Raw genomic sequence first — 23030 nt, 5'->3', positions numbered from 1 at the left:
ACGAACCCACTTCACTGAAATCCTGCGTTAGCACTTGAACTGTCGTGACTACCCGAATTGGTCACCCTGGGTGGCGTTTTGATACCTGCGGGGCTTCGGGGGGGGCACGGACGAACCGGTTCGAGGCCCGCCGGGCCCCCGGCCACCTACGGCGGTCGCGTGGCTACCTGCAAAGCCGGAGCCGCCCCGCTCGGTGGTCTGGTCGCCGATTCGTCCGGCGGGACCACTACCGCGATCGAGCCGTCCGTATCCGTCCGAAGGACCTCCGCGCCCCCGGCCCGCAGCGCCGCGACCGTGCGGGGTGCCGGGTGTCCATATGAGTTGTCCCGACCACAGCTGATGAGAGCGAGCCGAGGTGAGGCCCGGCGCAGTAGGCCGGGGTCCTGATACGCCGAGCCGTGGTGGGCGACCTTGAGTACGTCCACGGGTGGCAGAGCCGCCCCGGCCGGGGTGCGCGCCAGGGCCCGTTGAGCGGGTGGTTCAAGATCGCCGAGCAGGAGCAGGGTCACCCCCATGGCCCGGACGAGCAGGGTCACGCTGGCGTCGTTCGGACCATCGGGGGTCGGCAGCAGGCCCGAGCCGTCCGCCGTGGGCCAGAGCACCTGCCAGTCGAGACCTCCGGCATCCGCACGGCGCCGCTCCCCCGCCACGGCACGGCTCACCGGGATCCCGTGGGCTGCCGCCTGTTCCCGTACGAAGCGCGCCTGCCCGGAAGGCTCTTGGTACCCCGTCGTCTCGATCGCCCCGACGGAACGCCCCCGCAGTACGCCCGGCAGGCCCGCCACGTGATCGGCATGGAAGTGGGTTAGCAGCACGAGCGGTACGCGGGTCACGCCGAGCGAGCTCAGACAGCGGTCCACGAGCACCGGGTCGGGCCCCGCGTCGACGACCACTCCCGCCCCCTCACCGGCAGCGAGCACCGTGGCGTCCCCCTGGCCCACGTCACACATCGCGAACCGCCACCCCGGCGGAGGCCAGCCCGCGATCACCCGGGTGAGGGGCGGGGGCTGCACGACCGCGAGAAGGAGCAGCAGGGCGCAGGCCGCGCTGAGCCAGGGGTGTCTGAGAAGCCTGCGGCCGACCAGCACCACGCCGACCGTGGCGAGGGCCAGCAGCAGACCCCCGCGCCAACCGCCGGGCCAGTCGACCCCACTGCCGGGCTGGGCCGCGCCCGTGCGGGCGATGTCCGCGATCCATCCGGTCGGCCAACTCGCGCACCATGCCAGCGCCTTGGCGACCGGCATCGCCCACGGCGCGGTCGCAAGCGTGGCGAAGCCGAGAACCGTGGCGGGCGCGACGGCCACCTCCGCGAGGAGGTTGCACGGCACCGCCACCAGGCTGACCCGTGCCGCAAGGACGACGACGACCGGCGCACACACCGCCTGTGCGGCAGCCGCGGCGGCCAACGCCTCGGCCAGACGCGGCGGAACCCGGCGTCTTCGCAGGGCGGCACTCCACCTCGGGGCGAGGGTGAGCAGGGCTCCGGTGGCGAGCACGGAGAGCAGGAAGCCTGGGCTACGGGCCAGCCACGGGTCGTACAGAACAAGCAGCAGTACGGCCGCGGCCAGCGCCGGGATCAGCGACCGGCGCCGCCCGGTGCCGATGGCCAGCAGCGCGATCGCCCCGCAGGCCGCCGCCCGCAGCACGCTCGGGTCCGGTCGGCACACGATGACGAAGCCGAGGGTGAGGGCCCCGCCGATCAACGCCGTCGCCCGCAGCGGAATCCCCAGCCGCGGCGCGATGCCCTGTCGTTCGGCACGCTGCGCAAGGCCCGGCGGCCCGATGAGCAGGGCGAGGACGATCGTGAGATTGGCGCCGCTCACCGCGAGGAGGTGCGTCAGGTCGGTCGCTTTGAAGGCCTCTTCCAACTCGGGCCGCACGCGCGAGGTGTCCCCGACCACCAGCCCGGGCAGCAACTCCCGGGCGTCGGGCGGCGAACTCTCCGTGGCCTCACGCAGTCCGCCCCGCAACCGCCCCGCCAGGCGCTGCGGCCCTGTCGGCCCCTCCACCACCCGGGGCGCCGGCTCTCCGGATACCCGCAGCACCGCCGCGACGCGGTCGCCCCGCGGCAGGGGAGGCGCGAGGCTCGCCTGCACGCGAAGCCTGGTCGACGGCAGAAGCGCGAGCCAGCGGGCTCTGGACCAGTGACCGGCGGAGCTCCCGCCCCCGCCGCTCCTCTCCCCACCCCCGCTCTCGGCGAAGACCAGGACCGGGGTGCGGGTCACGGAGGTACTTCCGTCCGCCGCCCTGACCCGGACGATCTCCGCGTCCAACATGACGGAGGGCGGAACGGCATGAGCCCCCGAGACGCGGGGCCGCGTCAGTCGGGGATCGGACGTGACCTCCAACTCGACCTCTGCTTCGGCGTACTGACGCGCCAGGGCAGGGACTGGGCCCCGGTGCAGGTCGGCCCCGTGCAGCGCCGCGGAGGTAGCGCCCGCCGCGGCACAGAGGAGTACGGCCGCCGCCGAGACCCGCCTCCAGGGCTGCAGCCGCCTTACGCCGCCACCCGGCTCCGGTGCCTCCCGCCGCCCTCCACGCTCCGGCGACACCTCGGTATTCCCCGGTCTCCCCCGCACCGTCCATGTCACCAACAGGGCGCCGGCCACCGCCACGCAGACCAGTACACCTGCGATCACCCACCGGGGCGGAGCATCCAGCGCCACGGCCGCGGTCCCCCACGCCGCGAGGGCGGGCGGCACGAGACGCAGGTCCAGCGGGCCCTCCGGGCGAGGGCGCACGGCGGGGTTTCCCGGGGCCGTTGGGGCTCCTTGCCCGACGGCCGCCCGACTCCGCGCCCTCATGGCCGCACGAGATTCTGCAGGTCGGCATAGCGTTTGTCGCCGATTCCATTGACCTCGCGCAGTTCATCCACCGAGCGGAAACCGCCGTGCTCCGTGCGGTAGTCGATGATGTGCTGGGCCAGCACGGGTCCGACGCCCGGCAGTTCGTCGAGTTGCTCGGCGGTAGCCGTGCTGAGGCCGATCGGCGCGGCGGGGCCCGCTCCTGTCGCCCCCTCGGCCGCCCCCACGCCAGGTGCCGCCGGGGCTCCCGGTGCCGCCGGTTCCGTCACCGGAGCGCCCACCACCACCTGTTCGCCGTCGATGAGCAGGCGGGCACGGTTGAGACCGTCCGTGTCAGCGCCGCGGCGTACGCCCCCCGCGGCCTTCAGCGCGTCGGCGACCCTGGATCCGGCGGGCATCCGCAGAATTCCGGGGCTGCGGACCTTGCCGCTGATGTCCACGACGATCTCAGCGCCGCCCGCACCGGCCACCGGCCGGCCACCATTGCCCTCCGGTGGAGGCGGGGCTCCCGGCGACGGAGACGGCTCCCCGCCCCGATCGGGCGCCGCCCCGACCACGTCCGGCGCCCGCACCGGCTGCGCCCTCCCTGCCCAGAAGTGCTGGGCGGCGAACACCGCCGCGACGGCAAGGACCACGAGGAGCGCGACGAGACTCCGCCGCTCGAGCCCGCACCGCAGCTGCAGCCACACCGGCAACCGCTCCCGCAAAGCCGGCCCCACCCGCCCTCGCAGGGGCGCCACCAACGCACCCCCGCCCAACGACTGGGCCCGCGACTCCTCAGGAGCCTGAGTCCGACCATCACGCGGCGCGCCCTCCGGAGACTCCGACAGCCCCCGCACCGCCGCAGCCTCCGCCTGCCGCGACATCCCCCGGGCCACCCCCGCACTCCCCGGCTCCAACACCCCCCGCCCGCGCCCCACCACCGGACGCCCCCGCACGCCCTGCCGCCCTTCCTGCGGCACCGTCCCAGCCCCAGACCCCGACACAGACCGAGGCTGCCGCACCACCTGCGACTCCGGCTCAGCCTCCGGCCCCGACACCGCCGGAGGCTGCCCCACAACCTCCGCAAGCGTCACCGCCTCCGACTGCCGCGACACCAACCGAGATGACCGCGCCCCCTCCGGCGCCGACACACTCTGCGCCCGCCCCACGCTCTCCAGCGCCGACTGACGCCGCCCCACAACCTGTCGCTCCGACTGCTGTGCCGCCACGGTCTCCGGTTGCTCTCGCCCCAGGCCCTCCAGCACCGGCTGCCGCCACCGCAGGGCCTGGCTCTCCAACTGCGGCGTGGCAGGCGACTGCGACAACGTCCCCGAACCCGACGCCCACCCCGGCTCCCACCCCGGCCCGTGCTCGGCCCCACGCCCAGGCTCACGCTCGCGCACACCCTGTGAACGCCGCGAGGCCTCCATCTGCCCCCGCACCCCCCACCTCGGTGCACTTGGCTCTGGGTTGGCTCTTGGGCCGGGGTCTGGGCCAGGGTCTGTTCCGGGTTCTGGGCCGGGGCCGAAGCTGGGGATCGGGCTTGGACCAGGGCCAGGTACCGAACCTGGACCGGGACCAGCGCCCGCACCCCCCGCCTCAAAGAGCAACTCCGCCCGCTGCCGCAACGCCCGCTTCCGCGCCTCCCCCAAAGCGTGTCCCCGCCGGGACACCGCTCGCCTGCGGGCGCGGCGGTATCGCGCGCGGTCGTGAGGAGGAGTAGTAGTGGGGCCACCCGAAGCGCGGCGGCCAGCCGAGGCGCGGCCGTCGGACGCAAGGGCTCGGCCCGGTCCGCTCGTCGCAGCCGGTGTCCTTGAAAGTGATCGAAGTGCCATGCCAACGACGCTAGGCACTGCGGCCCCACCGCGTTGATCTTGGTCAATTCCCGTGGATTACCCGGCAGTTGTGGATAACTCCGTCACCCACACGCCCCACCCCGCAACCGCCCCGCCTCACATCACCCCGGCCGCCCCACCGGCCCCACACCTCACCCCACCTCACCACCTCACCACCTCACCACCTCACCACCTCACCAGGGCGAGACCACAGCCCCCAACAACCCCGGCCCCGTATGCGCCCCGATCACCGCGCCGACCTCGCTGACGTGCAGCTCCGCGAGCCCCGGCACCCGGCCCCTGAGACGGTCCGCGAGGGTGGTCGCGCGTTCCGGGGCCGCCAGGTGATGCACCGCGATGTCGACGCGGTGCGACCCGGCGCGCTCGACCACGATCTCCTCCAGGCGGGCGATCGCCTTGGACGCCGTCCGCACCTTCTCCAGCATCTCGATGCGCCCGCCGTCCAGCTGGAGCAGCGGCTTCACGGCAAGGGCCGAGCCCAGCAAGGCCTGTGCGGCGCCGATCCGGCCGCCACGGCGGAGGTAGTCCAGGGTGTCGACGTAGAAGTACGCGGACGTGTTCGCGGCTCTCTTCTCCGCCGCGGTCACCGCCTCGTCCACCGAGCCGCCCGACTCGGCGGCCTCGGCCGCCGCGAGCGCGCAGAAGCCGAGGGCCATCGCGACCATTCCGGTGTCCACCACCCGCACCGGCACCGGCGCGTCCTTGGCGGCGAGGACCGCGGCGTCGTACGTGCCCGAGAACTCGGCGGACAGATGCAGCGAGACGATGGCCGTCGCGCCCGATTCGGCGACCTTGCGATAGGTCTCCGCGAAGACTTCCGGGCTGGGCCGCGACGTGGTGACGGAGCGCCGTTTCTGCAGCGCCAGGGCCAGCGAGCGGGCGGAGATCTCCGTGCCCTCTTCGAGTGCCTGGTCGCCGAGGACCACGGTCAGAGGTACCGACTGGATGCCGTGCCGTTCCATCGTCCGCTGCGGCAGATAGGCCGTTGAATCCGTGACGATCGCGACATGACGGGACATGCGGTGGAGATTACCTGCCTGGACCCGGCGACGGCAGCCCGGCCCCTCGCGGGTCAGTCTGCCAGCCGCGCTCCCGGCCGTGCCAGGTCACCCGTGCCGTCACGTAGTGCTCTCGGGCCTGGCCTGCTTCTCCCAGGAATAGAGAGGCCGCGGCGTCGGCGGCGTGATGGCGGGCCGCGCCGACTCCGACCCCGACGTCTCCGACCGTTCCGGCGTCTCCGACGGTCCCGTCCACGTCTGCTCGGCACTCTCCCCCGCCGCGTCCGCCGCCGGCTCGGGCTCGGGCCACGCGGCGGGCGTCTGCGTCGGCGACGGCTCCTTCGTCCAGTGCCGCAGGGCGCCCGCCTCCATGTCGATCTGGGTGCTCAGCGAGTCCAGGTCGTCGTCCGCGAACCGGCGGGCCCGGTCCCGCGCACTCCACCGCAGGGAGTCCGCCGCCTTGATGACCTGCTCGGTGCGCTCCCGCAGCATGGGGAGCCGCCCGGCCATGGCCGCCTTGTCCGGCTCGCGCTCGAGGCGCCGCAGTTCGTCGTCCAGCTCGTGCCCGTGCGCGCTCAGCCGCTCGAAGAGCCCCAGGGACTCCTTCAGCGAGGCGTCCTCGGCGACACCGGCCTGCAGCGTCTCCTGCGTGGCCCGCATCGACGTACGCAACGAGAGCCGCAGCTGGGCCAGTTCGGCCGCGGCGCCGACCTGTCCGAAGCTCTTGGCCCGAAGCGTCGTGTCCTCCACCGTCCGGCGGGCCTGCGAGATCGTGCGGTCCACGCCGCGCTTGGCGGCACCGATCGCCTTCACCGTCATGTACGCACCAAAGACGACGAACAGCACGACAAGCAGCGCCACGATCGCGATCACGGCTTCCATGACGCTCCTCCCAGGTCCTGCGGCGAGTTCCGCACCGGCCCTTCCACGGTAAACGCAAAGGGCAGGCGGAGGGTTCCAGCGGAACCCCCAACCTGCCCGTAGGGGACTACCCTCATGCCCCGCGCGCGGCTCTAGGCCGGAACGATGTTCACCAGCTTCGGCGCCCGCACGATGATCTTGCGAATGCCGGCACCGTCCAGCGCGGCCAGCACCCTCTCGTCACCCATGGCCACCTTCTCCAGCTCCTCGTCCGAGATCGACGGGGAGACCTCCAGACGCGCCCTGACCTTGCCCTTGATCTGCACGACGCAGGTAACGGTCTCGTCGACGACATACGCCGGGTCGGCCACGGGGAAGTCCCGGTGGACGACCGAGTCGGTGTGGCCCAGCTTGCGCCACAGCTCCTCGCCGACGTGCGGGGCCAGCGGAGCGATCAGCAGCACCAGGCGCTCGGCGACCGAGCGCGGCAGCGTGCCGCCCTCCTTGGTCAGGTAGTTGTTCAGCTCGGTGATCTTGGCGATGGCGGTGTTGAACCGCATGCCGTCCAGGTCCTGGCGGACGCCGTCGATCGCCTTGTGCAGGGCGCGCAGCGTGCCCTCGGCGATGTCGGACTCCGCGACGTCCGTGACGGTGACCTCACCGGTCGACTCGTCGACGATCAGCCGCCACATCCGCTGCAGCAGGCGGTACTGGCCGACCACCGCGCGCGTGTCCCACGGGCGCGAGACGTCCAGCGGGCCCATCGCCATCTCGTACAGGCGCAGGGTGTCCGCACCGTACTCCTCGCAGATCTCGTCCGGAGTGACGGCGTTCTTCAGGGACTTGCCCATCTTGCCCAGCTCGCGCTTGACCGGCTCGCCCTCGAAGAAGTACTGGCCGTCACGCTCCTCGACCTCGGTCGCCTGGACCGGGAAGCCACGGCTGTCGCGGTAGACGTAGGCCTGGATCATGCCCTGGTTGAACAGCTTGTGGAACGGCTCGGCGGACGAGATGTGCCCCAGGTCGAACAGCATCTTCGACCAGAAGCGGGCGTACAGCAGGTGCAGCACGGCGTGCTCGGCGCCGCCCACGTACAGGTCGACGCCGCCGGTCGGCTGACCCTCGCGCGGGCCCATCCAGTACTGCTCGACGGCCGGGTCGACCAGCTGCTGGTCGTTGTGCGGGTCCAGGTAGCGCAGCTCGTACCAGCAGGAACCGGCCCAGTTGGGCATGGTGTTGGTCTCGCGGCGGTACTTCTTGGGGCCGTCGCCCAGGTCCAGGGTGACGTTGACCCAGTCCTCGTTGCGGGACAGCGGCGTCTCCGGGGAGGTGTCCGCGTCGTCCGGCTCGAAGGTGCGCGGGGAGTAGTCGTCGACCTCCGGCAGCTCCAGAGGCAGCATCGACTCGGGCAGCGAGTGGGCGATGCCGTCCTCGTCGTAGACGATCGGGAAGGGCTCGCCCCAGTAGCGCTGGCGGCTGAACAGCCAGTCGCGCAGGCGGAAGTTGACGGTGCCCTCGCCGATGCCGCGCGTGGCCAGCCAGCCGGTGATGCGGGCCTTGGCGCCGGCGACGTCCATGCCGTCCAGCGAGATCTCCGCGTTCGCGGAGTTGACCAGCTTCGCCTCGTAGGAGGAGAAGGCGTCGTCCCACGTCGAGGTGTCGGTGCCGCGGCCGTCGGACGGCTCGACCACGCAGCGCATCGGCAGGTGGAAGGCGCGCGCGAAGGCGAAGTCGCGGCTGTCGTGCGCCGGGACGGCCATGATCGCGCCGGTGCCGTAGCCCATCAGCACGTAGTCGGCGATGAAGACCGGGACCTGCTCACCGCTGACGGGGTTGGTGGCATAGACGCCGGTGAAGACGCCGGTCTTCTCCTTGGCGTCGGCCTGGCGCTCCACGTCGGACTTGGAGGCGGCGAACGCGCGGTACTTGGCGACGGCCTCGGCCGGGGTGGCGTGTCCGCCGGTCCACGTCTCGTGGGTGCCCTCGGGCCAGGCGTCGGGGACGAGCTTGTCGACCAGCTCGTGCTCGGGCGCCAGGACCATGTAGGTGGCGCCGAACAGGGTGTCCTGGCGGGTGGTGAAGACGGTGATCGCGTCGCCGTCCTCGGAGCCGACGGGGAAGTCGACGCGGGCGCCCTCGGAGCGGCCGATCCAGTTGCGCTGCTGCAGCTTGATGGCCTCGGGCCAGTCCAGTGCGTCCAGGTCGTCAAGCAGGCGGTCCGCGTAGGCGGTGATGCGCATGTTCCACTGGCGCAGCTTGGCCTTGAAGACGGGGAAGTTGCCGCGCTCGGAGCGTCCGTCGGCGGTGACCTCCTCGTTCGCCAGGACGGTGCCCAGGCCGGGACACCAGTTGACGGGGGCGTCGGAGGCGTACGCCAGGCGGTACTGGCTCAGGACCTCCGCGCGCTCCACGGCGTCCAGCTCGCTCCACGCGCGCGTGGTGCCCGGTACAGCGCGCTCACCGCTGTCGAACTGGGCGACCAGGTCGGCGATGGGGCGGGCCTTCTGGGCGTCGGCGTCGTACCAGGAGTTGAAGATCTGTACGAAGATCCACTGGGTCCACTTGTAGTAGTCCGGGTCGATCGTCGCGAAGGAGCGGCGCTTGTCGTGGCCCAGGCCCAGACCGCGCAGCTGCGACTTCATGTTCTCGATGTTGGCCTCGGTGGAGACCCGGGGGTGCGTGCCCGTCTGTACGGCGTACTGCTCGGCGGGCAGGCCGAAGGCGTCGAAGCCCAGGGTGTGCAGGACGTTGTGGCCCGTCATGCGCCGGAAGCGTGCGTAGACGTCGGTGGCGATGTACCCCAGGGGGTGACCGACGTGCAGGCCCGCACCGGAGGGGTACGGGAACATGTCCATGATGAACTGCTTGGGCTTGGCGACCAGCGCGGCCTGCGCGTCGCCGTCCGCCGCCAGGTCACCGCTCGGGTTGGGCGCCTCGTATGTGCCGTCGGCGTCCCAGAAGTCCTGCCAGCGTGCCTCGATCTCGGCGGCCAGGGCGGCCGTGTAGCGGTGCGGTGCGGCCACCTCGGAGGCGGCAGCAGAATTCGTCTCGCTCATGATTCTCAAAGCTCCATCGATCGTCTCTGCCTGCGGAAATGACCGTCCTGGCCAAATGAAAAAGCCCCTCACACAGGAGGGGACGCCGCGCCGAAGCCGACCGCGATTTTCCGGCGGTCGGGACTGATCAGCGCGGCCCGCTAAGCAGAAGGCGTACGGCACGCATGGCGTCAGGGTACCGCAGCGCCCGCGCGGCCCGCGACGAGGTTCCGCCGCACCGTCCCGCGCCGCCCCACGATCCGCGGGAGGGCCGCCACCCGGGCCCGCACCCCACCTTTGGCCAAGGGTTACTCCGCGTACCGACCGCTATCGGGGCAACACCAAGATCGCATCGCGTTTAGATAACAACGCAATAACTCAAACCTCGTACTCACTGGTATGAGGACACTTAGCATGCGGCGATCGAGCCATTTCGGAGTCGCCCCCATGAACCCTCTGAATCCTCATCGCAAGAGCGGCGCGAGCCGCGCGACCCGCACCACCCGCACCACCCGCACCACCCGCAACCGCACCGTCCGCAAGAGCCGTTCGTTCGCAGCCTTCCCCGAACCGAGCAGAACCACGCGCGGAGTTCTGACGACCGCCGCACTGCTGCTCATACCCCTGCTCGTGATCCTCGGGAGCGACGCCTTCCGCGCCGCGCTCGACTTCACCACCGGCGTCCTGTCCCTGGTCTCCCTGACCGCCGCCGTCGTCTGGGGCCTGGTCGCCACCGACCGGCTCTTCCTGCACTCCCGTCAGCGACTGCTCGCCCAGGCCGTGCATCGGGCCACCGCCGTCGCCTCCATCGGTTTCCTGCTGCTCCACGTCACCGTCAAGCTGACGCTCGACCACGTGTCGCCGGTCGGCGCCCTCATCCCCTTCGGGCTCGGCTTCTCGGGCAGCGACGGGCTGATCGGCCTCGGGGCGCTCGCCGGGGTCCTCATGGTGGTCACAGGCGTCACCGGGGCCCTGCGCAGCGCCTTCGCCTCCCCCGCCCAGGTCGCCTCGCGCTGGCGGGCGCTGCACATGCTCGCCTACCCCGCCTGGTGTTCGGCGCTGATCCACGGCCTGTACGCGGGACGCGCCCCCGCGACATGGGTGATCGTCCTCTACAGCCTCTGCCTGGTCGCCGTCGCGGGTGCGGTCGCGCTGCGCGCCTCCCCGCTCCCGATCAAGCGGAAGGTGGCCGCCCGGATCCTGGCCGTCCTCGAACCGGAGCGCAGGCTGGGCGGCAGGGATGCCGTCCGCCGGGACACCGCGGAATCGCCTCTCCCCGGCACGGCCGCCGCTCCCGGCCGTGCCCCCGAATCCGAGTCCGACCCCACCACCCCGGTGGTCGGCATCGCGGCGGCCTACCGCGTCCTCGCCTCCACCAACCAGCCCACGGAGGTCGTGTCCAGCACCGACCCCCCGCCGCCCCGCTGGCCGGCCCCGTCGCCGCCGCCCCCGGCCGAGGCCCCTCACATCCCGTACGACACCTCGTACGACAGGGACACCTCGTACGACACCCACTCCCAGGCGTACGGCCCCGAGGACACCGCCTACCGCTCCCACGACACCGCGTACGACCCGCCGTACGGCGCGGCCACCCATCCCCCGTACGAGGCCCCGTACCAAGCCCCGTACGACAGCGGCCCCGCCACTGAGCCGCTGCCCCACACCTTCCAGGCGCCGAGTTCGGGCGAGCCCTGGAACGCCGCCACCGGAGGACCCAAGTGAATGCGTCGCTGCCCGACGTCCCCGAAGTCCGTGTCGTCGGGCTTCCGCTCCTGACCTCGGGCTTCGACCTGGTCGAGCGCCTCGATCTGGCGATGCACCTGAAGGTGCACGGCCCGCTCGAACCCATGGCGGGCGAGTCCCTCGCCACCCTCTCCGAGGCGATCTCGCTGCGCGGCCGGGGCGGCGCGGGCTTCCCCTTCGCCAAGAAACTGCGCTCGGTCGCCGACGCGGCGATACGCCGCGGGGTGCGCCCTGTGGTCGTCGTCAACGGCAGCGAGGACGAACCCGCCTGCCGCAAGGACACCGTCCTGATCAACCGGGCCCCGCACCTCATCCTCGACGGCGCACTCCTTGCCGCCGAGGCTCTGGGCGCCCGCACGCTCGTCGTGGGCGTGACCCGGGACTCCACGGAGTCCTCGATGCTCGCGGCGCTCGCCGAGCGCGGCCTGACCAACCGTCGCGGATCGAGCATCCGCGCGCGCGTGCAGCGCAATCCGGTGCGCATGGTGACCGGCGAATCGTCGGCCCTGGTGCGCTCGGCGGACGGCGGCCCGCCCATGCCGCCGGGGCGCAAGGTGCGCACCTCCGAGTCCGGGGTGGGCGGCGCGCCCACCCTGCTGTCCAACGCGGAGACCTTCGCCCAGCTCGCGGTCGCCGCCCGGATCGGCCCCGACCGCTACTGCCGCACCGGTCTGCGGGAGGAGCCGGGCACGGTGCTGCTCACCGTCTCCGGAGCCGTCGCCAGGCCCATGGTGGTCGAGGTCCCCACGGGAGTGCCCCTGCGGTACGTCCTGCAGCTGGCCGGCGCCCCGCCGCTCCCCCAGGGCGTCCTGACGGGCGGCTATCACGGCAAGTGGCTCGACGCGGTCACCGCTCATGACGCGGTCGTCTCACGCGCCTCCCTGGAGGCCTGCGGCGGCGCGCTGGGCGCGGGCGCGATCCTGCCGATCGGCCCCGGCACCTGCCCGCTCGGTGAGGCGCTGCACGTGGCGAACTGGCTGGCCTCCGAGAGCGCCGGTCAGTGCGGCCCCTGCTATCTGGGCCTCCCCGCGGCGGCCCGCGGCCTCGCGGACGTCCTGGACGGCGGCGGACCCACCGCCCTGGAGGCGCTGCGCGAGGTGACACGGGCCGTGAAGCGACGCGGCGCCTGCAAGCACCCGGACGGCACGGCGGCGTTCATCGAGTCCACCATCTCGGCGTTCACGGACGACCTCGCCGCGCACGTCCTCGGCGGCGGCTGCGGCCGTCCCGTGGAGGGCGTGCTGCCCCTCCAGGAGGAGCTGCCGCAGGCGGAGGCCCCCAGTGGCCGCAGGCTCGCCGTCGACTGGACGCTCTGCCAGGGCCACGGGCTGTGCGCGGACATCATCCCCGAGCTGATCCAGCTGGGCCCCGACGGCTTCCCCGGTGTGGCGGAAGCGTCCGTACCGCGCTACTCCGAAGCGCGTGCCGCACGTGCCGTACGCCGCTGCCCCGCGCTCGCCCTGCGCGTCGAGGAGGACCCGTCCGTGCCCTCACCGCGCACGGCACTGCCGCTCGCGCTGCCGCCGGGCCGCGGCCGCAGGGCGCTCGGCAGCGGACGGCAGTGAGCCGCCCGGAAACAGCCGTCTGAGGGGACACACGAAAGCGGGCCACCCGATCCGGGTGGCCCGCTCTCATCTGCTGTGGAGCTAAGGAGAATTGAACTCCTGACCTCCTGCATGCCATGCAGGCGCTCTACCAACTGAGCTATAGCCCCTTGCTTGTCCGCCCGGTTCCCCCGGCGACTTCGTAAACATTACACGGTCCTCCCCGTGCTCCACCAAATCGTTTCCGGTCTGTACGGATACGGGCGGTACTGTCAGCCTTCGTGACCGTGATCGCGCTTGTCGGCGCCCGTCGCCGCGTGCCCCTCGCCGCCGGGGCGTGCCTGCTCTCCTTCACGGCCTTCTGGCTCGCACAGCGTGCCGCGGACGTCTCGATGATCGACTTGATGGTCTACCGCGCCGAGGGCGAGACCGTGCGCGCGGGCGGCGACCTCTACGCGCTGCGCACCACCGAGGCCCATCTGCCCACCACCTACCCGCCGTTCGCCGCTCTCCTGTTCACGCCGCTGACGCTCCTGGACACCGCGGACATGCGCACGCTGGCGACGCTGAGCAACCTGCTCCTCCTGGTGGCCTTCGCGCACCTCTCCCTCCGACTCGTCGGGCCGGTGCCGAACACGGGGCACGCGCGCGTGGAGACCGCCCTGTGGGTGTCCGCGCTCGCGGTCTGGGCGGAGCCGGTCTGGACGACCCTGCGGTACGGCCAGATCAATCTGCTGCTCGCCGTCCTGGTCCTGTGGGATCTGTCCCGGCGCCCCGGCCGTCGCTGGGCGGGCCTGGGCATCGGCATCGCGGCGGCGATCAAGCTCACTCCCGCGCTCTTCGCGGTGTTCCTGCTGCTCACCGGTGCCGCCGAGGCAGTCCGGCGCGGGCGATGGCAGGAACCGGTGCGCCACGCGTGCGTGGCGGCTGTCTCGTTCGCCGGTGCGACGCTGCTCGCGGCGGCCGTCCTGCCCTACGACTCCCGGCGCTTCTGGACCCGGATGGTCTTCGAGGCGGGCCGGGTCGGGCTCCCCGAGGACACCGCGAACCAGTCACTGCGCGGAGTGCTCGCCCGGCTCCTGCACACCGCGGAGCCCGGCGTCTGGTGGGCGGTGGGCGCGGCGGCGGCCGGCGTGCTCGGCCTCGCGGTCGCGGTGCGCGCGGCACTGCGCGGGGAGCGCGCACGGGCCGCGGTGAGCTGCGCGGCGACGGCGCTCCTGGTCAGCCCGGTGTCGTGGTCGCACCACTGGGTGTGGTGCGTGCCGATGGCCCTGCTCGTATGGGCGGAGGCGGTGCGCCGGGGCGGCCGGGACCGGTGGGCGGCCACCGGCGCCGTGGTCCTCGTCTTCTGTTCGTACGCCCTGTGGTGGGTTCCCCACGGCGTGGGACGGCTGGAACTCGGCCAGAATTATGGCGAGATGACGCTGTCCGCCCTCTACGTAGGAACCGCTTTCGCGTTCCTGGCGCAAGGAGCAGGACAGTGGATCAAGCCGTGGCGAAGGAATAGAAGCGCTTGAGCGTGCAGTGTTCGTCGAGCAGCCGGCCATAGATCGGCTCCCCTTCGAGTTCGCGGTACGTCTCGATGGGGTCGCCCTTTATGATCAGCGCCCGCGCACACTCCTCGCACCAGTACTGATAGTCCGGGTTGACCGGTTCCATGTCGCGGACGATCGGCGTGCCACTGCCGCACCAGTCGCACTTCCGCCTGTGTGCACCCATCGATCAGCTCCAGCTGCGGCCGCAGGCCGTGCACACGTACGAGACACCGCCGTTGTCGCCGAGCACTTGGGCGACATGGGACGAACCGCAGGACGGACAGGTGAGGTGGGCGATCGCCGCGAAGGGAGAGGCAGCGCGTCGCGGCGCGGCCACGGCGATGGGGCCGTCGGCCCCATCGAGGATGCTCGCAGGCATCGCTCTCCCTCCCGTCGGGTCACATTCGGTGGTCTGGTGCGGTCCCCTTCCGGCTGTCCGATTCTGCCACGGCCTGAGCGACCCGGTCAGCGACGCAGTCGTACCAGTCCGGACACGGCACCCAGCGCGGCCGCCCCGGCCAGGGCGTATGTGCACACCAGAAGGGCGTCCGCGGATGAATACGCCCCCGGAGCCCCTTGTGACTCAAGCCGGTTGAGAAAAAGTGCGCCATAACAGGCGACGCCGATCAGCTGGCCGAGCTGAGCGACCGTCGACAGGAGGCCGCTGGCGTCCGCGGCGTCCTCGGGACGCACCGTGGAGAGCGCCCGGGTGAGGGTCGGGCTGAACCCCAGGGAGAGACCCGCGCCGATGGCCACGAAGGCCACATACAGCCACGGTCCGCCTTCCCCGCCGTCCCGGAGCAGCAGGCCCACGCCGACCGACGCGGCCGCGGTGAGCGCGAACCCACCGGGGATCAGCGCCCGTTGGAGCGCCGCGGGCCAGCGGCGCCACGTCAAGCCGACGACACCGAAGACCACCGCGGTCGGCGCGAACGTCAGACCGGCCCGCAGCGCGCTGTAGCCGAGTCCGCCCTGGATGTGCAGCGTGAGCACGAACAGGAAGCCCGCGTTGCCCCCCATCACCGCGGCGATCCGGAACACCGCCAGACCCATGCCGGGGAGGCGCAGGACCCTCGGCGCGATCAGCGGCGCACCGCCGCCCCGGGCGAGCCGGGACTCGTACGCGCAGAAGACGGCGAAGAACACCGCGGCGGAAGCCAGCGAGAGCCAGGACCACAGCGGCCAGTCCTCCTGCTGGCCGAGCACCAGCGGCACGGTGAGCAGCGACACAGCGGCACCGAGCAGGACGAGCCCCGGCAGATCGAGCCCCCGCCCCTGTCCCGGCTCCCCGGCGTCACGCGGCAGCACGCGCCGCGCCATGATCAGCAGGACCACGCCCACCGGCACGTTCACCAGGAACACCGGACGCCATCCCGTGCCGAACAGGTCGGCGCTGACCAGGACCCCGCCGAGCACCTGCCCCGCGGCGGCACCGACGGCGAGGACGGCCGCGTACGCGCCGAGCGCCTTCGTGCGCGCCTCGCCGGTGAAGTTCCGCTGGATCAGGCTGAGCACCTGCGGGATGAGCAGCGCCGAACCCGCGCCCTGCAGCAGCCGGAAGGCGATCAACTCGCCCGTGCCCTGGCTGAGTCCACAGGCGAGCGAGGCGACGGTGAACACCGCGAGGCCCATGAGGTAGACGCGGCGGTGCCCGAGGCGGTCGCCGAGCCGCGCACCGGTGATCAGGAGCACGGCGTACGTGATGGTGTAACCGGCGATCACCAGCTGCAACCCGGCGCCCGACGCGTGCAGTTCGGTGCGGATGGTGGGCGCGGCGACATTGACGATGAAGACGTCGAGCAGCGCCATGAACTGCGCGGCGATGACGACGGCGAGCAGCCGCCCGGGGCGATTGTCAGTGCCGGGGGCTTTACTGGTCGCGGGGCTCGAACCGGCGGGATCCGCCGCGGTGGACGGGGTGGTGGTTGTCATGACACCGAGCGTGGTGGCGAGTTGGTACGGGTAACGAGAGCCCGCTGATGCTGGTACTGGCAGCACCTGGCAAGGCTCGGGGCGAGGACCGACGATGGGGGATGTGACGACGATGGGGACGACTCAGCGACGCCGGCCGGAGCTCGCCGCCTTCCTGCGCGGCCGCAGGGCCAGGGTGACACCGGCCGACGTGGGTATGCCGCCGGGCCTGCGCCGCCGCACGCCCGGCCTGCGCCGGGAGGAGGTCGCCCAGCTCTCCGGAGTCGGCGTCACCTGGTACACGTGGCTGGAGCAGGGCCGTCCGATCAACGCCTCGGCGCAGGTCCTGGACGCCGTGGCGCGCACGCTCCGCCTCGACAGGGCGGAGCGCGAGCACCTGTACCACCTGGCCGAGGTGCCGTTCGAGCCGGACCGCAGGGCCGCATCCCCCGCGGCCGTCGGCCCGGAGATCCAGGGCATCATCGACGCGCTCGACCCGCACCCGGCGGTGGTCTACAACGAGCGGTACGACATCCTCGCCACCAACCCCGCCTACCGGGACCTGTTCTTCGTCCCGCAGCTGGAGGCCTTCGGGGCGCCGAACGTGCTGTGGACGCTGTTCATCGCACCCGACCCGGTCTGCCCGCTGGTCTTCCGCGACGAGGAGCTGCCGGTGATGGTGGCCACGCTGCGCGGTTCGTACGGACGGCATGTGGGCGAGCCCGCCTGGGAGGAGTTCATACACCGCCTGTCCGCCGCCAGCGCGCACTTCGCCGAGCTGTGGGAGAGCGGCGTCGTGGCGCCGCCGGGGCCGCGCGTGAAGACGTTCCGGCACGAGGCGGTCGGCGAGCTGCGGATGACGTCGGTCTCGCTGTCCATCAACGGCATGCCGGAGTGCAGGATCGTCGCGTACACCCCGGACGACGAGGAGAGCCGCACGCGGGCCGCCGAGCTGCGGGCGCTCAGACCGGCGGAAACGGAAGGATCCCGCCCTCTGATGAGGACGGGATCCGGATTGTGGAGCTAAGGAGAATTGAACTCCTGACCTCCTGCATGCCATGCAGGCGCTCTACCAACTGAGCTATAGCCCCGTGCGCCATGCGGCGGAGCCGCATGATGTTCTGTCCCGCTCGGCGGGCGAACAAGAAGAACTTTAGCCTGCGCCGGGCCGGAATGTGAAATCCGGGTGGCGGGCCCTCCCGGGCCCTCCGACCAGCGGCTCTGGCATCCGCTCCCGCACCCGCGCTAGTCGTCGTCGCCGAGCACCGGCTCCGGCAGTGTGCCGGCGTTGTGCTCCAGCAGGCGCCAGCCCCGCGCGCCCTGGCCGAGCACGGACCAGCAGCAGTTGGAGAGCCCGCCGAGGCCCTCCCAGTGATACGACTCCAGGCCGAGGAGACGGCCGATGGTCGTGCGGATCGTGCCGCCGTGGCTGACCACCACGAGCGTGCCGTTCTCCGGCAGCTTCTCGGCATGGCGCAGCACGATCGGCGCGGCCCGGTCGGCGACCTCGGTCTCGAGCTCGCCGCCGCCCCGGCGCACCGATTCGCCGCGCTTCCACGCAGCGTACTGGTCGCCGAAGCGCGCGATGATCTCGTCGTGCGTCAGGCCCTGCCACTCACCGGCGTACGTCTCCTGGAGACCCTGCTCGTGCTGGACGGGCAGGCCGGTGAGGGTCGCGAGTTCGTTCGCGGTGGCCGCCGCCCGCTTGAGGTCGGACGCCACGATGGCGTCCGGCTTCAGCGAGGCGAGCAGCCGGGCGGCGCGCCTGGCCTGCGCGACACCTGTGTCGGTCAGCTCGATGTCCGTGGAGCCCTGGAAGCGGCGCTCCAGGTTCCAGGCCGTCTGGCCGTGCCGCCACAGGATGATCCGGCAGCCGGGGCTGGTCACCGAAGCTCACCGTCCAGGTCGGCTGCCTCCTCCGCGGCGCGCTGCTCTGCGTGCTCGGCGGCCTTGCCGCGGGTCGCGACGGCGTCCGCGGGCAGCTCGATCTCGGGGCAGTCCTTCCACAGGCGCTCAAGGGCGTAGAAGACACGCTCCTCGCTGTGCTGGACGTGCACCACGATGTCCACGTAGTCCAGGAGGACCCAGCGGGCTTCGCGGTCGCCCTCGCGGCGCACCGGCTTGACGCCGAGCTCCTTGTTGAGCCGCTCCTCGATCTCGTCGACGATCGACTTGACCTGGCGGTCGTTGGGCGCGGAGGCGAGCAGGAAGGCGTCGGTGATCGACAGCACGTCACTGACGTCGTACGCGATGATGTCGTGCGCGAGCTTGTCGGCGGCCGATTGCGCGGCGACCTTGATGAGCTCGATGGAGCGGTCCGTGGCGGTCACAGTTGAGCTTTCCTTCAGGTGGTCAAGACACCCCAAGGGTCTCACGGACCGCCGACACCACCCCCGACGATCGCTCGATCACCCTGTCTGCTGCGTCACCCCGGCCGGAAAGGCCCCCGGCCGGGGTCCGTGCGTCAGCCCGCCTTGTAGTCCTGGCCGAGGACGACCGACACATCGGCGTTCGGTGCGGTCTTGCCCTTGCGGACCGCGCTGTCCGGCAGGCCGAGGGTCTTGGCGACCTCGGTGGCCTGCGCCTTCTTGTCCGCGTCGGCGTACGTGACCCGCGATGCGGCCTGGGCTCCGGAGCCCGCGCCGCCGTCCACGAAGGTGTAGCCGCCATTGACCAGCGAGATGCGCGCTTCCTGTCCCGCGCCCTTGCTGCCGGACGCGTTCTTGACGCCGACCCGTACGGCCGCGTCCTTGTCCGGGTTCTTGACCGCGCCGCCCAGGACGTTCTTGACCACGCTCGCGCCGGCCTTCTCCGACAGCGTCCCGTCCTGCTGCACCGGGAGGAGCTGCGTGGCGTAGTCGCCGCCCTTCGCACGGTCGGCGAGCTTGGCGAGGAAGGCGCCGAGGTCCTTCTCCTTGAGGGACGGGTCCAGGATCTGGGCCAGCGACTGGACCGTGGTCGTCGCGGCCTGCGGGTCGGACGACAGCTTCCGCAGGACGCCCTGCATGACCTGCCCGAACCGGCCCAGCTGGGCCGTCTCGGACTCGCCGGTCGCGCGGTAGGTGGCGTACGCGACGGCCATCGGGCCGCTCAGGGTCTGCTGCTCGCCCTTCTTGACGAGCGGCGCCTCGCCCTTCTTGGCCTTGGGGTCCGGCACATTGGCGTCCGTGTCGATGTCGATGTTGCCGACCAGCTCGACGAGGTTGTTCAGGTAGGGGGTGTCGAGGCGCCAGGTGCCCTCGACCTGCGTGCCGAGCAGGCTGTCGATCGACTCGCGGGTACCGGTCGAACCGTCGTCGTCGACCGACTTGCCGAGCGTCGTCCCCGCGCCCTCGTCGTCCGTCACGGAGAGGGAGTTGGGCAGCAGGACGGTGGCACCGCGCTTGGTGGTGGTGTTGTTCACCAGGAGCGCGGTGGAGGTGCCGCCGCCCTTGGTGTTGTGCAGGTGGACGACGATCACGTCGCGGTTCTGCGGTCCGGCCGCCACGTCGCCGCCGCCGGCCGCGTCGTCCGAGAGGCCCGGCAGCTTGCCCGCGTACCAGAGGTAGCCGACGCCGCCCGCGATCACGAGCGCGAGCACCACGACGAGGGCGACGACCCTCGAACGCCCGCGCCGCTTGGCCTCCTCGCGCCGCTCGGTGCGGCTCTCGGTGAACTTCAGCCAGTCGATGACGTCTTCGGACTCTTCGTCCGGCTCCTCGATGAAGGAGAACTGCTGGGTCTCGTACGCGGGGTCGCGCTCGCGCTCCTGCGGGCGCCGGGGCTCGGGCTCCGCCTCGGGTTCCGGTTCCGGCTGCCGCGACTGCTGCGGGATCCAGCCGGTCTGCGTCTGCTGGGCCTGGGCTGCCTGCTGCTGGTGGGCCTGCTGGGGCTGCTGGTGGGCCTGCTGCTGGTCGTACGTCCCGTACGAAGCGGAGTCGTAGGAATCGGAGCCGTACGCCCCGGTGCCGTACGAAGAGTCGTACGGCGGGACAGGAGCCTGCTGCCCCGTCGCGTACGGGTCGTACCCGTAGCCCTGCGGCTGCTGCTGTTGCTGCTGGGGCGGCTGCTGCTGCGATTGCTGCTGCGATTGCTGCTGCTGGGCCTGAGCCCCGTACTGGTCGTACGAAGCCGAGGGCTGTACCTGCTGGTACACCGGCTGCCCGTACTCGTCGTACCCGACGACCTGGTACTGATCAGCCGCGTACTCGCCCGCATACGGGTCGCCGCCCGCATACGGGTCGTACTGTCGGTCGTTCACCGGTGCCCCTCTCGGCTCAATCGCCGCGGTACAGCTCTCGCTTGTCGATATAACGCACCACACCGTCCGGCACCAGGTACCAGACGGGGTCCCCCTTCGCGACCCGCGCACGGCAGTCCGTGGACGAGATGGCGAGGGCCGGGACCTCCACCAGCGAGACGCCACCCTCCGGCAGGCCCGGGTCGGCCAGCGTATGGCCGGGCCGGGTGACCCCGATGAAGTGCGCCAGGGAGAACAGCTCTTCGGTGTAGCGCCAGGTGAGGATCTGGCCGAGGGCGTCGGCGCCCGTGATGAAGAAGAGGTCGGTGTCGGGATTGAGCGTGCGCAGATCGCGCAGCGTGTCCGTCGTGTAGGTCGGTCCGCCGCGGTCGATGTCGATGCGGCTCACCGAGAACTGCGGGTTCTCGGCCGTCGCGATGACCGTCATCAGATAACGGTCCTCCGCCGGGGACACCACCTTGTCGCTCTTCTGCCAGGGCTGCCCGGTCGGCACGAACACCACCTCGTCGAGGTGGAACTGCGCGGCGACCTCCTGGGCCGCCACGAGGTGTCCGTGGTGGATCGGGTCAAACGTTCCGCCCATGACGCCCAGGCGGCGTTTCCCCTTGCTGGCCGGGCCGGTGCCGGGACCGGTAGGCATGTCCTGCTCTCCCATGCGTGCAGACCCTACCGGCCCGGTCGACGGGCTCTGTTTCAGCCGTCCGTTCCGTGAGACCGGTCAGCGGTCGCGGTTGAAACGGGTGGTGATCCACAGGAGCAGCAGCAGCACGACGAACGCGCCACCACCGGTGATGAGAGGGCTGAGGCTTTCGTGCCTGCCGCCGTGCTCACCCTCGGAGGCGAGAGTGACCAGCTGGGAGGCGGTGCTGTGGAGGCTCATCGTCGGCAGGACCTATCCGGAGGTGGGCGGGACAAAGACTTCCGGGCCATCGTATGCGGGGGCACCGGCAGAGCTCACGTCGACTCAGCTGTTGTGGTCGGCGCGGTCGTTCTCGTCGCCCTCACCGGCACGGCCTTCACGGGGCGCGGCATCCGGCTCGGCATCCGGCGCCGCATCCGGCTCGGCACCCTTGCCGGGGCGCTCGGCGTCACCGCTCCCCCGCTCGGCGTCCGCACCCTGGCGGTAACCGCGCAGCAGGAACCACGCCACGAGCACGCAGCCGACGACCATGACGATCAGCACGACGCGGAGCAGATTGCCCGCCCCCTGCTCCTTCGCGGCCAGCGCGGCCGCCTCCGTGACCCAGTGGCGGGCTGCGGCGCTGTGCTCCATGACGGGCATGACGGGCGACTCCATTCGCTGTGCTGCCCTGTCACGGTATCTCCGCCTAGGCTGGGGCCCACCTCGGGGGCATGACTGGACGAGCATGGGGGATGGGGCAATGACCGACGACAACGACCACGGCCGGCAGGGCGGTGGCCACGAGAACGTGCCGAGCAGGCAGCGCAGGCGCTTCCCCGGCATCTCGTCACGGGCGTACGAACACCCGGCCGACCGCTCGGCCCTGGTGGCCCTGCGCAGGCTCAGCGGCTTCGACACCGTCTTCAAGGCACTCAGCGGGCTGCTCCCCGAGCGGAGCCTGCGTCTCCTGTTCCTCTCGGACTCCGTACGGGTCTCCGACGCACAGTTCGCGCACCTCAACACCATGCTGCGCGACGCCTGTTACATCCTGGACCTGGAGAAGGTCCCGCCGATGTACGTGACCCAGGACCCGAACCCGAACGCGATGTGCATCGGCCTGGACGAGCCGATCATCGTGGTGACCACGGGTCTCGTCGAGCTGCTCGACGAGGAGGAGATGCGCGCGGTCGTCGGTCACGAGGTGGGCCACGCCCTCTCCGGCCATTCGGTGTACCGGACGATATTGCTCTTCCTCACCAACCTCGCGCTCAAGGTCGCCTGGATCCCCCTCGGCAACGTGGCGATCATGGCGATCGTGACCGCCCTGCGCGAGTGGTTCCGCAAGTCCGAGCTGTCGGCGGACCGCGCGGGGCTCCTGGTGGGCCAGGACCTCAAGGCGTCGATGCGCGGCCTGATGAAGATCGCGGGCGGCAACCACCTGCACGAGATGAACGTGGACGCGTTCCTGGAGCAGGCCAAGGAGTACGAGGCCGGGGGCGATCTGCGCGACTCGGTCCTGAAGATCCTGAACGTCCTGCCGCGTACGCACCCCTTCACCACCGTGCGCGCGGCCGAGCTGAAGAAGTGGGCCGAGACCCGCGACTACCAGCGGATCATGGACGGCCACTACCCCCGCCGCGACGAGGACAAGGACACCTCGGTGTCGGACTCCTTCCGCCAGTCGGCCTCCAGCTACACGGACGACGTCCGCAACAGCAAGGACCCGCTGATGAAGCTGGTCACCGACATCGCGGGCGGCGCGGGCGACCTGGGCGGCAAACTGCGCGGAAAGTTCACCGGGCAGGGCGGTCAGACCGGGCAGGGCGGACAGAGCGGGAAGCAGGGCGGCGGCCGGAACGACGACCCGCCGACCGACGAAGCCGGGTAACCGCCGAAGCC

At 71.5% G+C, this 23030-nt stretch carries 19 protein-coding genes and 2 tRNA genes; 5 read left to right on the top strand and 16 right to left on the bottom strand.

What is annotated here, in order from left to right; genetic code table 11:
- Positions 1 to 146: 146 nt before the first annotated feature.
- The 5 genes from OG302_RS27560 to leuS form a co-directional block, all read right to left on the bottom strand.
- Positions 147 to 2804, bottom strand: coding sequence for a ComEC/Rec2 family competence protein (locus OG302_RS27560; RefSeq protein ID WP_371529218.1), 2658 nt, complete (start codon positions 2802 to 2804; stop codon positions 147 to 149).
- Positions 2801 to 3670: a helix-hairpin-helix domain-containing protein gene (locus OG302_RS27555; RefSeq protein WP_371529217.1), complete on the bottom strand. Its 870-nt coding sequence runs from the start codon at positions 3668 to 3670 to the stop codon at positions 2801 to 2803. Before OG302_RS27555 ends, OG302_RS27560 begins: the two co-directional genes overlap by 4 nt.
- Before the next feature lie 1145 nt (positions 3671 to 4815).
- Positions 4816 to 5661 (bottom strand): DegV family protein, encoded by an 846-nt coding sequence (locus tag OG302_RS27550; protein ID WP_371529216.1) that lies wholly within the window; start codon positions 5659 to 5661, stop codon positions 4816 to 4818.
- A gap of 99 nt (positions 5662 to 5760) precedes the next feature.
- Positions 5761 to 6522 carry a hypothetical protein gene (locus tag OG302_RS27545; protein WP_371529215.1) on the bottom strand — a complete coding sequence of 254 codons (762 nt, stop codon included), beginning with the start codon at positions 6520 to 6522 and terminating at the stop codon, positions 5761 to 5763.
- A gap of 131 nt (positions 6523 to 6653) precedes the next feature.
- Positions 6654 to 9557 (bottom strand): leucine--tRNA ligase, encoded by a 2904-nt coding sequence (gene leuS, locus OG302_RS27540; RefSeq protein ID WP_371529214.1) that lies wholly within the window; start codon positions 9555 to 9557, stop codon positions 6654 to 6656.
- 426 nt (positions 9558 to 9983) lie between these two features.
- On the opposite strand from leuS, the gene OG302_RS27535 reads away from it, so the two are divergent.
- Positions 9984 to 11258 (top strand): cytochrome b/b6 domain-containing protein, encoded by a 1275-nt coding sequence (locus tag OG302_RS27535; RefSeq protein ID WP_371529213.1) that lies wholly within the window; start codon positions 9984 to 9986, stop codon positions 11256 to 11258.
- Entirely contained in the window at positions 11255 to 12844 is a 1590-nt protein-coding gene (locus OG302_RS27530; RefSeq protein ID WP_371529212.1) for an NADH-ubiquinone oxidoreductase-F iron-sulfur binding region domain-containing protein, read from the top strand. Before OG302_RS27535 ends, OG302_RS27530 begins: the two co-directional genes overlap by 4 nt.
- 76 nt (positions 12845 to 12920) lie before the next feature.
- Here the strand turns inward: OG302_RS27530 and OG302_RS27525 are convergent.
- Positions 12921 to 12993 (bottom strand) — tRNA-Ala (locus tag OG302_RS27525).
- Between the two features lie 111 nt (positions 12994 to 13104).
- Between OG302_RS27525 and OG302_RS27520 the strand changes: the two genes are divergently transcribed.
- The gene (locus OG302_RS27520; protein WP_371529211.1) at positions 13105 to 14340 is read left to right on the top strand and encodes a glycosyltransferase 87 family protein; all 1236 of its coding nucleotides are present in this window, start codon (positions 13105 to 13107) and stop codon (positions 14338 to 14340) included.
- Here the strand turns inward: OG302_RS27520 and OG302_RS27515 are convergent.
- The 3 genes from OG302_RS27515 to OG302_RS27505 all read right to left on the bottom strand — a co-directional run bounded on the left by OG302_RS27515 (position 14309) and on the right by OG302_RS27505 (position 16290).
- Positions 14309 to 14542: a hypothetical protein gene (locus tag OG302_RS27515; protein WP_016643127.1), complete on the bottom strand. Its 234-nt coding sequence runs from the start codon at positions 14540 to 14542 to the stop codon at positions 14309 to 14311. The two genes, OG302_RS27520 and OG302_RS27515, sit on opposite strands and share 32 nt — an antisense overlap.
- A gap of 3 nt (positions 14543 to 14545) precedes the next feature.
- A complete protein-coding gene (locus tag OG302_RS27510) occupies positions 14546 to 14737 on the bottom strand; it encodes a hypothetical protein (protein WP_371529210.1) in 192 nt (63 codons plus the stop codon).
- Between the two features lie 86 nt (positions 14738 to 14823).
- On the bottom strand, positions 14824 to 16290 hold the full coding sequence (locus tag OG302_RS27505) for an MFS transporter (protein WP_371529209.1): 1467 nt from the start codon (positions 16288 to 16290) through the stop codon (positions 14824 to 14826).
- Between the two features lie 94 nt (positions 16291 to 16384).
- Between OG302_RS27505 and OG302_RS27500 the strand changes: the two genes are divergently transcribed.
- Positions 16385 to 17296 carry a helix-turn-helix transcriptional regulator gene (locus OG302_RS27500; RefSeq protein ID WP_371529208.1) on the top strand — a complete coding sequence of 304 codons (912 nt, stop codon included), beginning with the start codon at positions 16385 to 16387 and terminating at the stop codon, positions 17294 to 17296.
- Here the strand turns inward: OG302_RS27500 and OG302_RS27495 are convergent.
- The 7 genes from OG302_RS27495 to OG302_RS27465 form a co-directional block, all read right to left on the bottom strand.
- Positions 17288 to 17360, bottom strand: a tRNA-Ala gene (locus OG302_RS27495). The genes OG302_RS27500 and OG302_RS27495 overlap by 9 nt on opposite strands.
- 154 nt (positions 17361 to 17514) lie before the next feature.
- Entirely contained in the window at positions 17515 to 18156 is a 642-nt protein-coding gene (locus OG302_RS27490) for a histidine phosphatase family protein (protein WP_371529207.1), read from the bottom strand.
- On the bottom strand, positions 18153 to 18599 hold the full coding sequence (gene rsfS, locus OG302_RS27485) for a ribosome silencing factor (protein ID WP_371529206.1): 447 nt from the start codon (positions 18597 to 18599) through the stop codon (positions 18153 to 18155). The genes OG302_RS27490 and rsfS overlap by 4 nt, the downstream gene beginning before the upstream one ends.
- 134 nt (positions 18600 to 18733) lie before the next feature.
- Positions 18734 to 20509, bottom strand: a complete 1776-nt coding sequence (locus OG302_RS27480; protein ID WP_371529205.1) for an LCP family protein — start codon at positions 20507 to 20509, stop codon at positions 18734 to 18736.
- A gap of 16 nt (positions 20510 to 20525) precedes the next feature.
- Positions 20526 to 21164: a nicotinate-nucleotide adenylyltransferase gene (gene nadD, locus OG302_RS27475; protein WP_266867029.1), complete on the bottom strand. Its 639-nt coding sequence runs from the start codon at positions 21162 to 21164 to the stop codon at positions 20526 to 20528.
- Between the two features lie 63 nt (positions 21165 to 21227).
- The gene (locus OG302_RS27470) at positions 21228 to 21389 is read right to left on the bottom strand and encodes a hypothetical protein (RefSeq protein ID WP_361828207.1); all 162 of its coding nucleotides are present in this window, start codon (positions 21387 to 21389) and stop codon (positions 21228 to 21230) included.
- Between the two features lie 84 nt (positions 21390 to 21473).
- A complete protein-coding gene (locus OG302_RS27465) occupies positions 21474 to 21791 on the bottom strand; it encodes a hypothetical protein (protein WP_371750400.1) in 318 nt (105 codons plus the stop codon).
- 100 nt (positions 21792 to 21891) lie between these two features.
- Here OG302_RS27465 and OG302_RS27460 point away from each other — a divergent pair, with 100 nt between their 5' ends.
- A complete protein-coding gene (locus OG302_RS27460; protein ID WP_371529204.1) occupies positions 21892 to 23019 on the top strand; it encodes a M48 family metallopeptidase in 1128 nt (375 codons plus the stop codon).
- Positions 23020 to 23030: the final 11 nt, after the last annotated feature.

Source organism: Streptomyces sp. NBC_01283, assembly GCF_041435335.1.
Lineage (GTDB): Bacteria > Actinomycetota > Actinomycetes > Streptomycetales > Streptomycetaceae > Streptomyces.
This window is presented reverse-complemented; position numbering and strand designations above follow the sequence as displayed.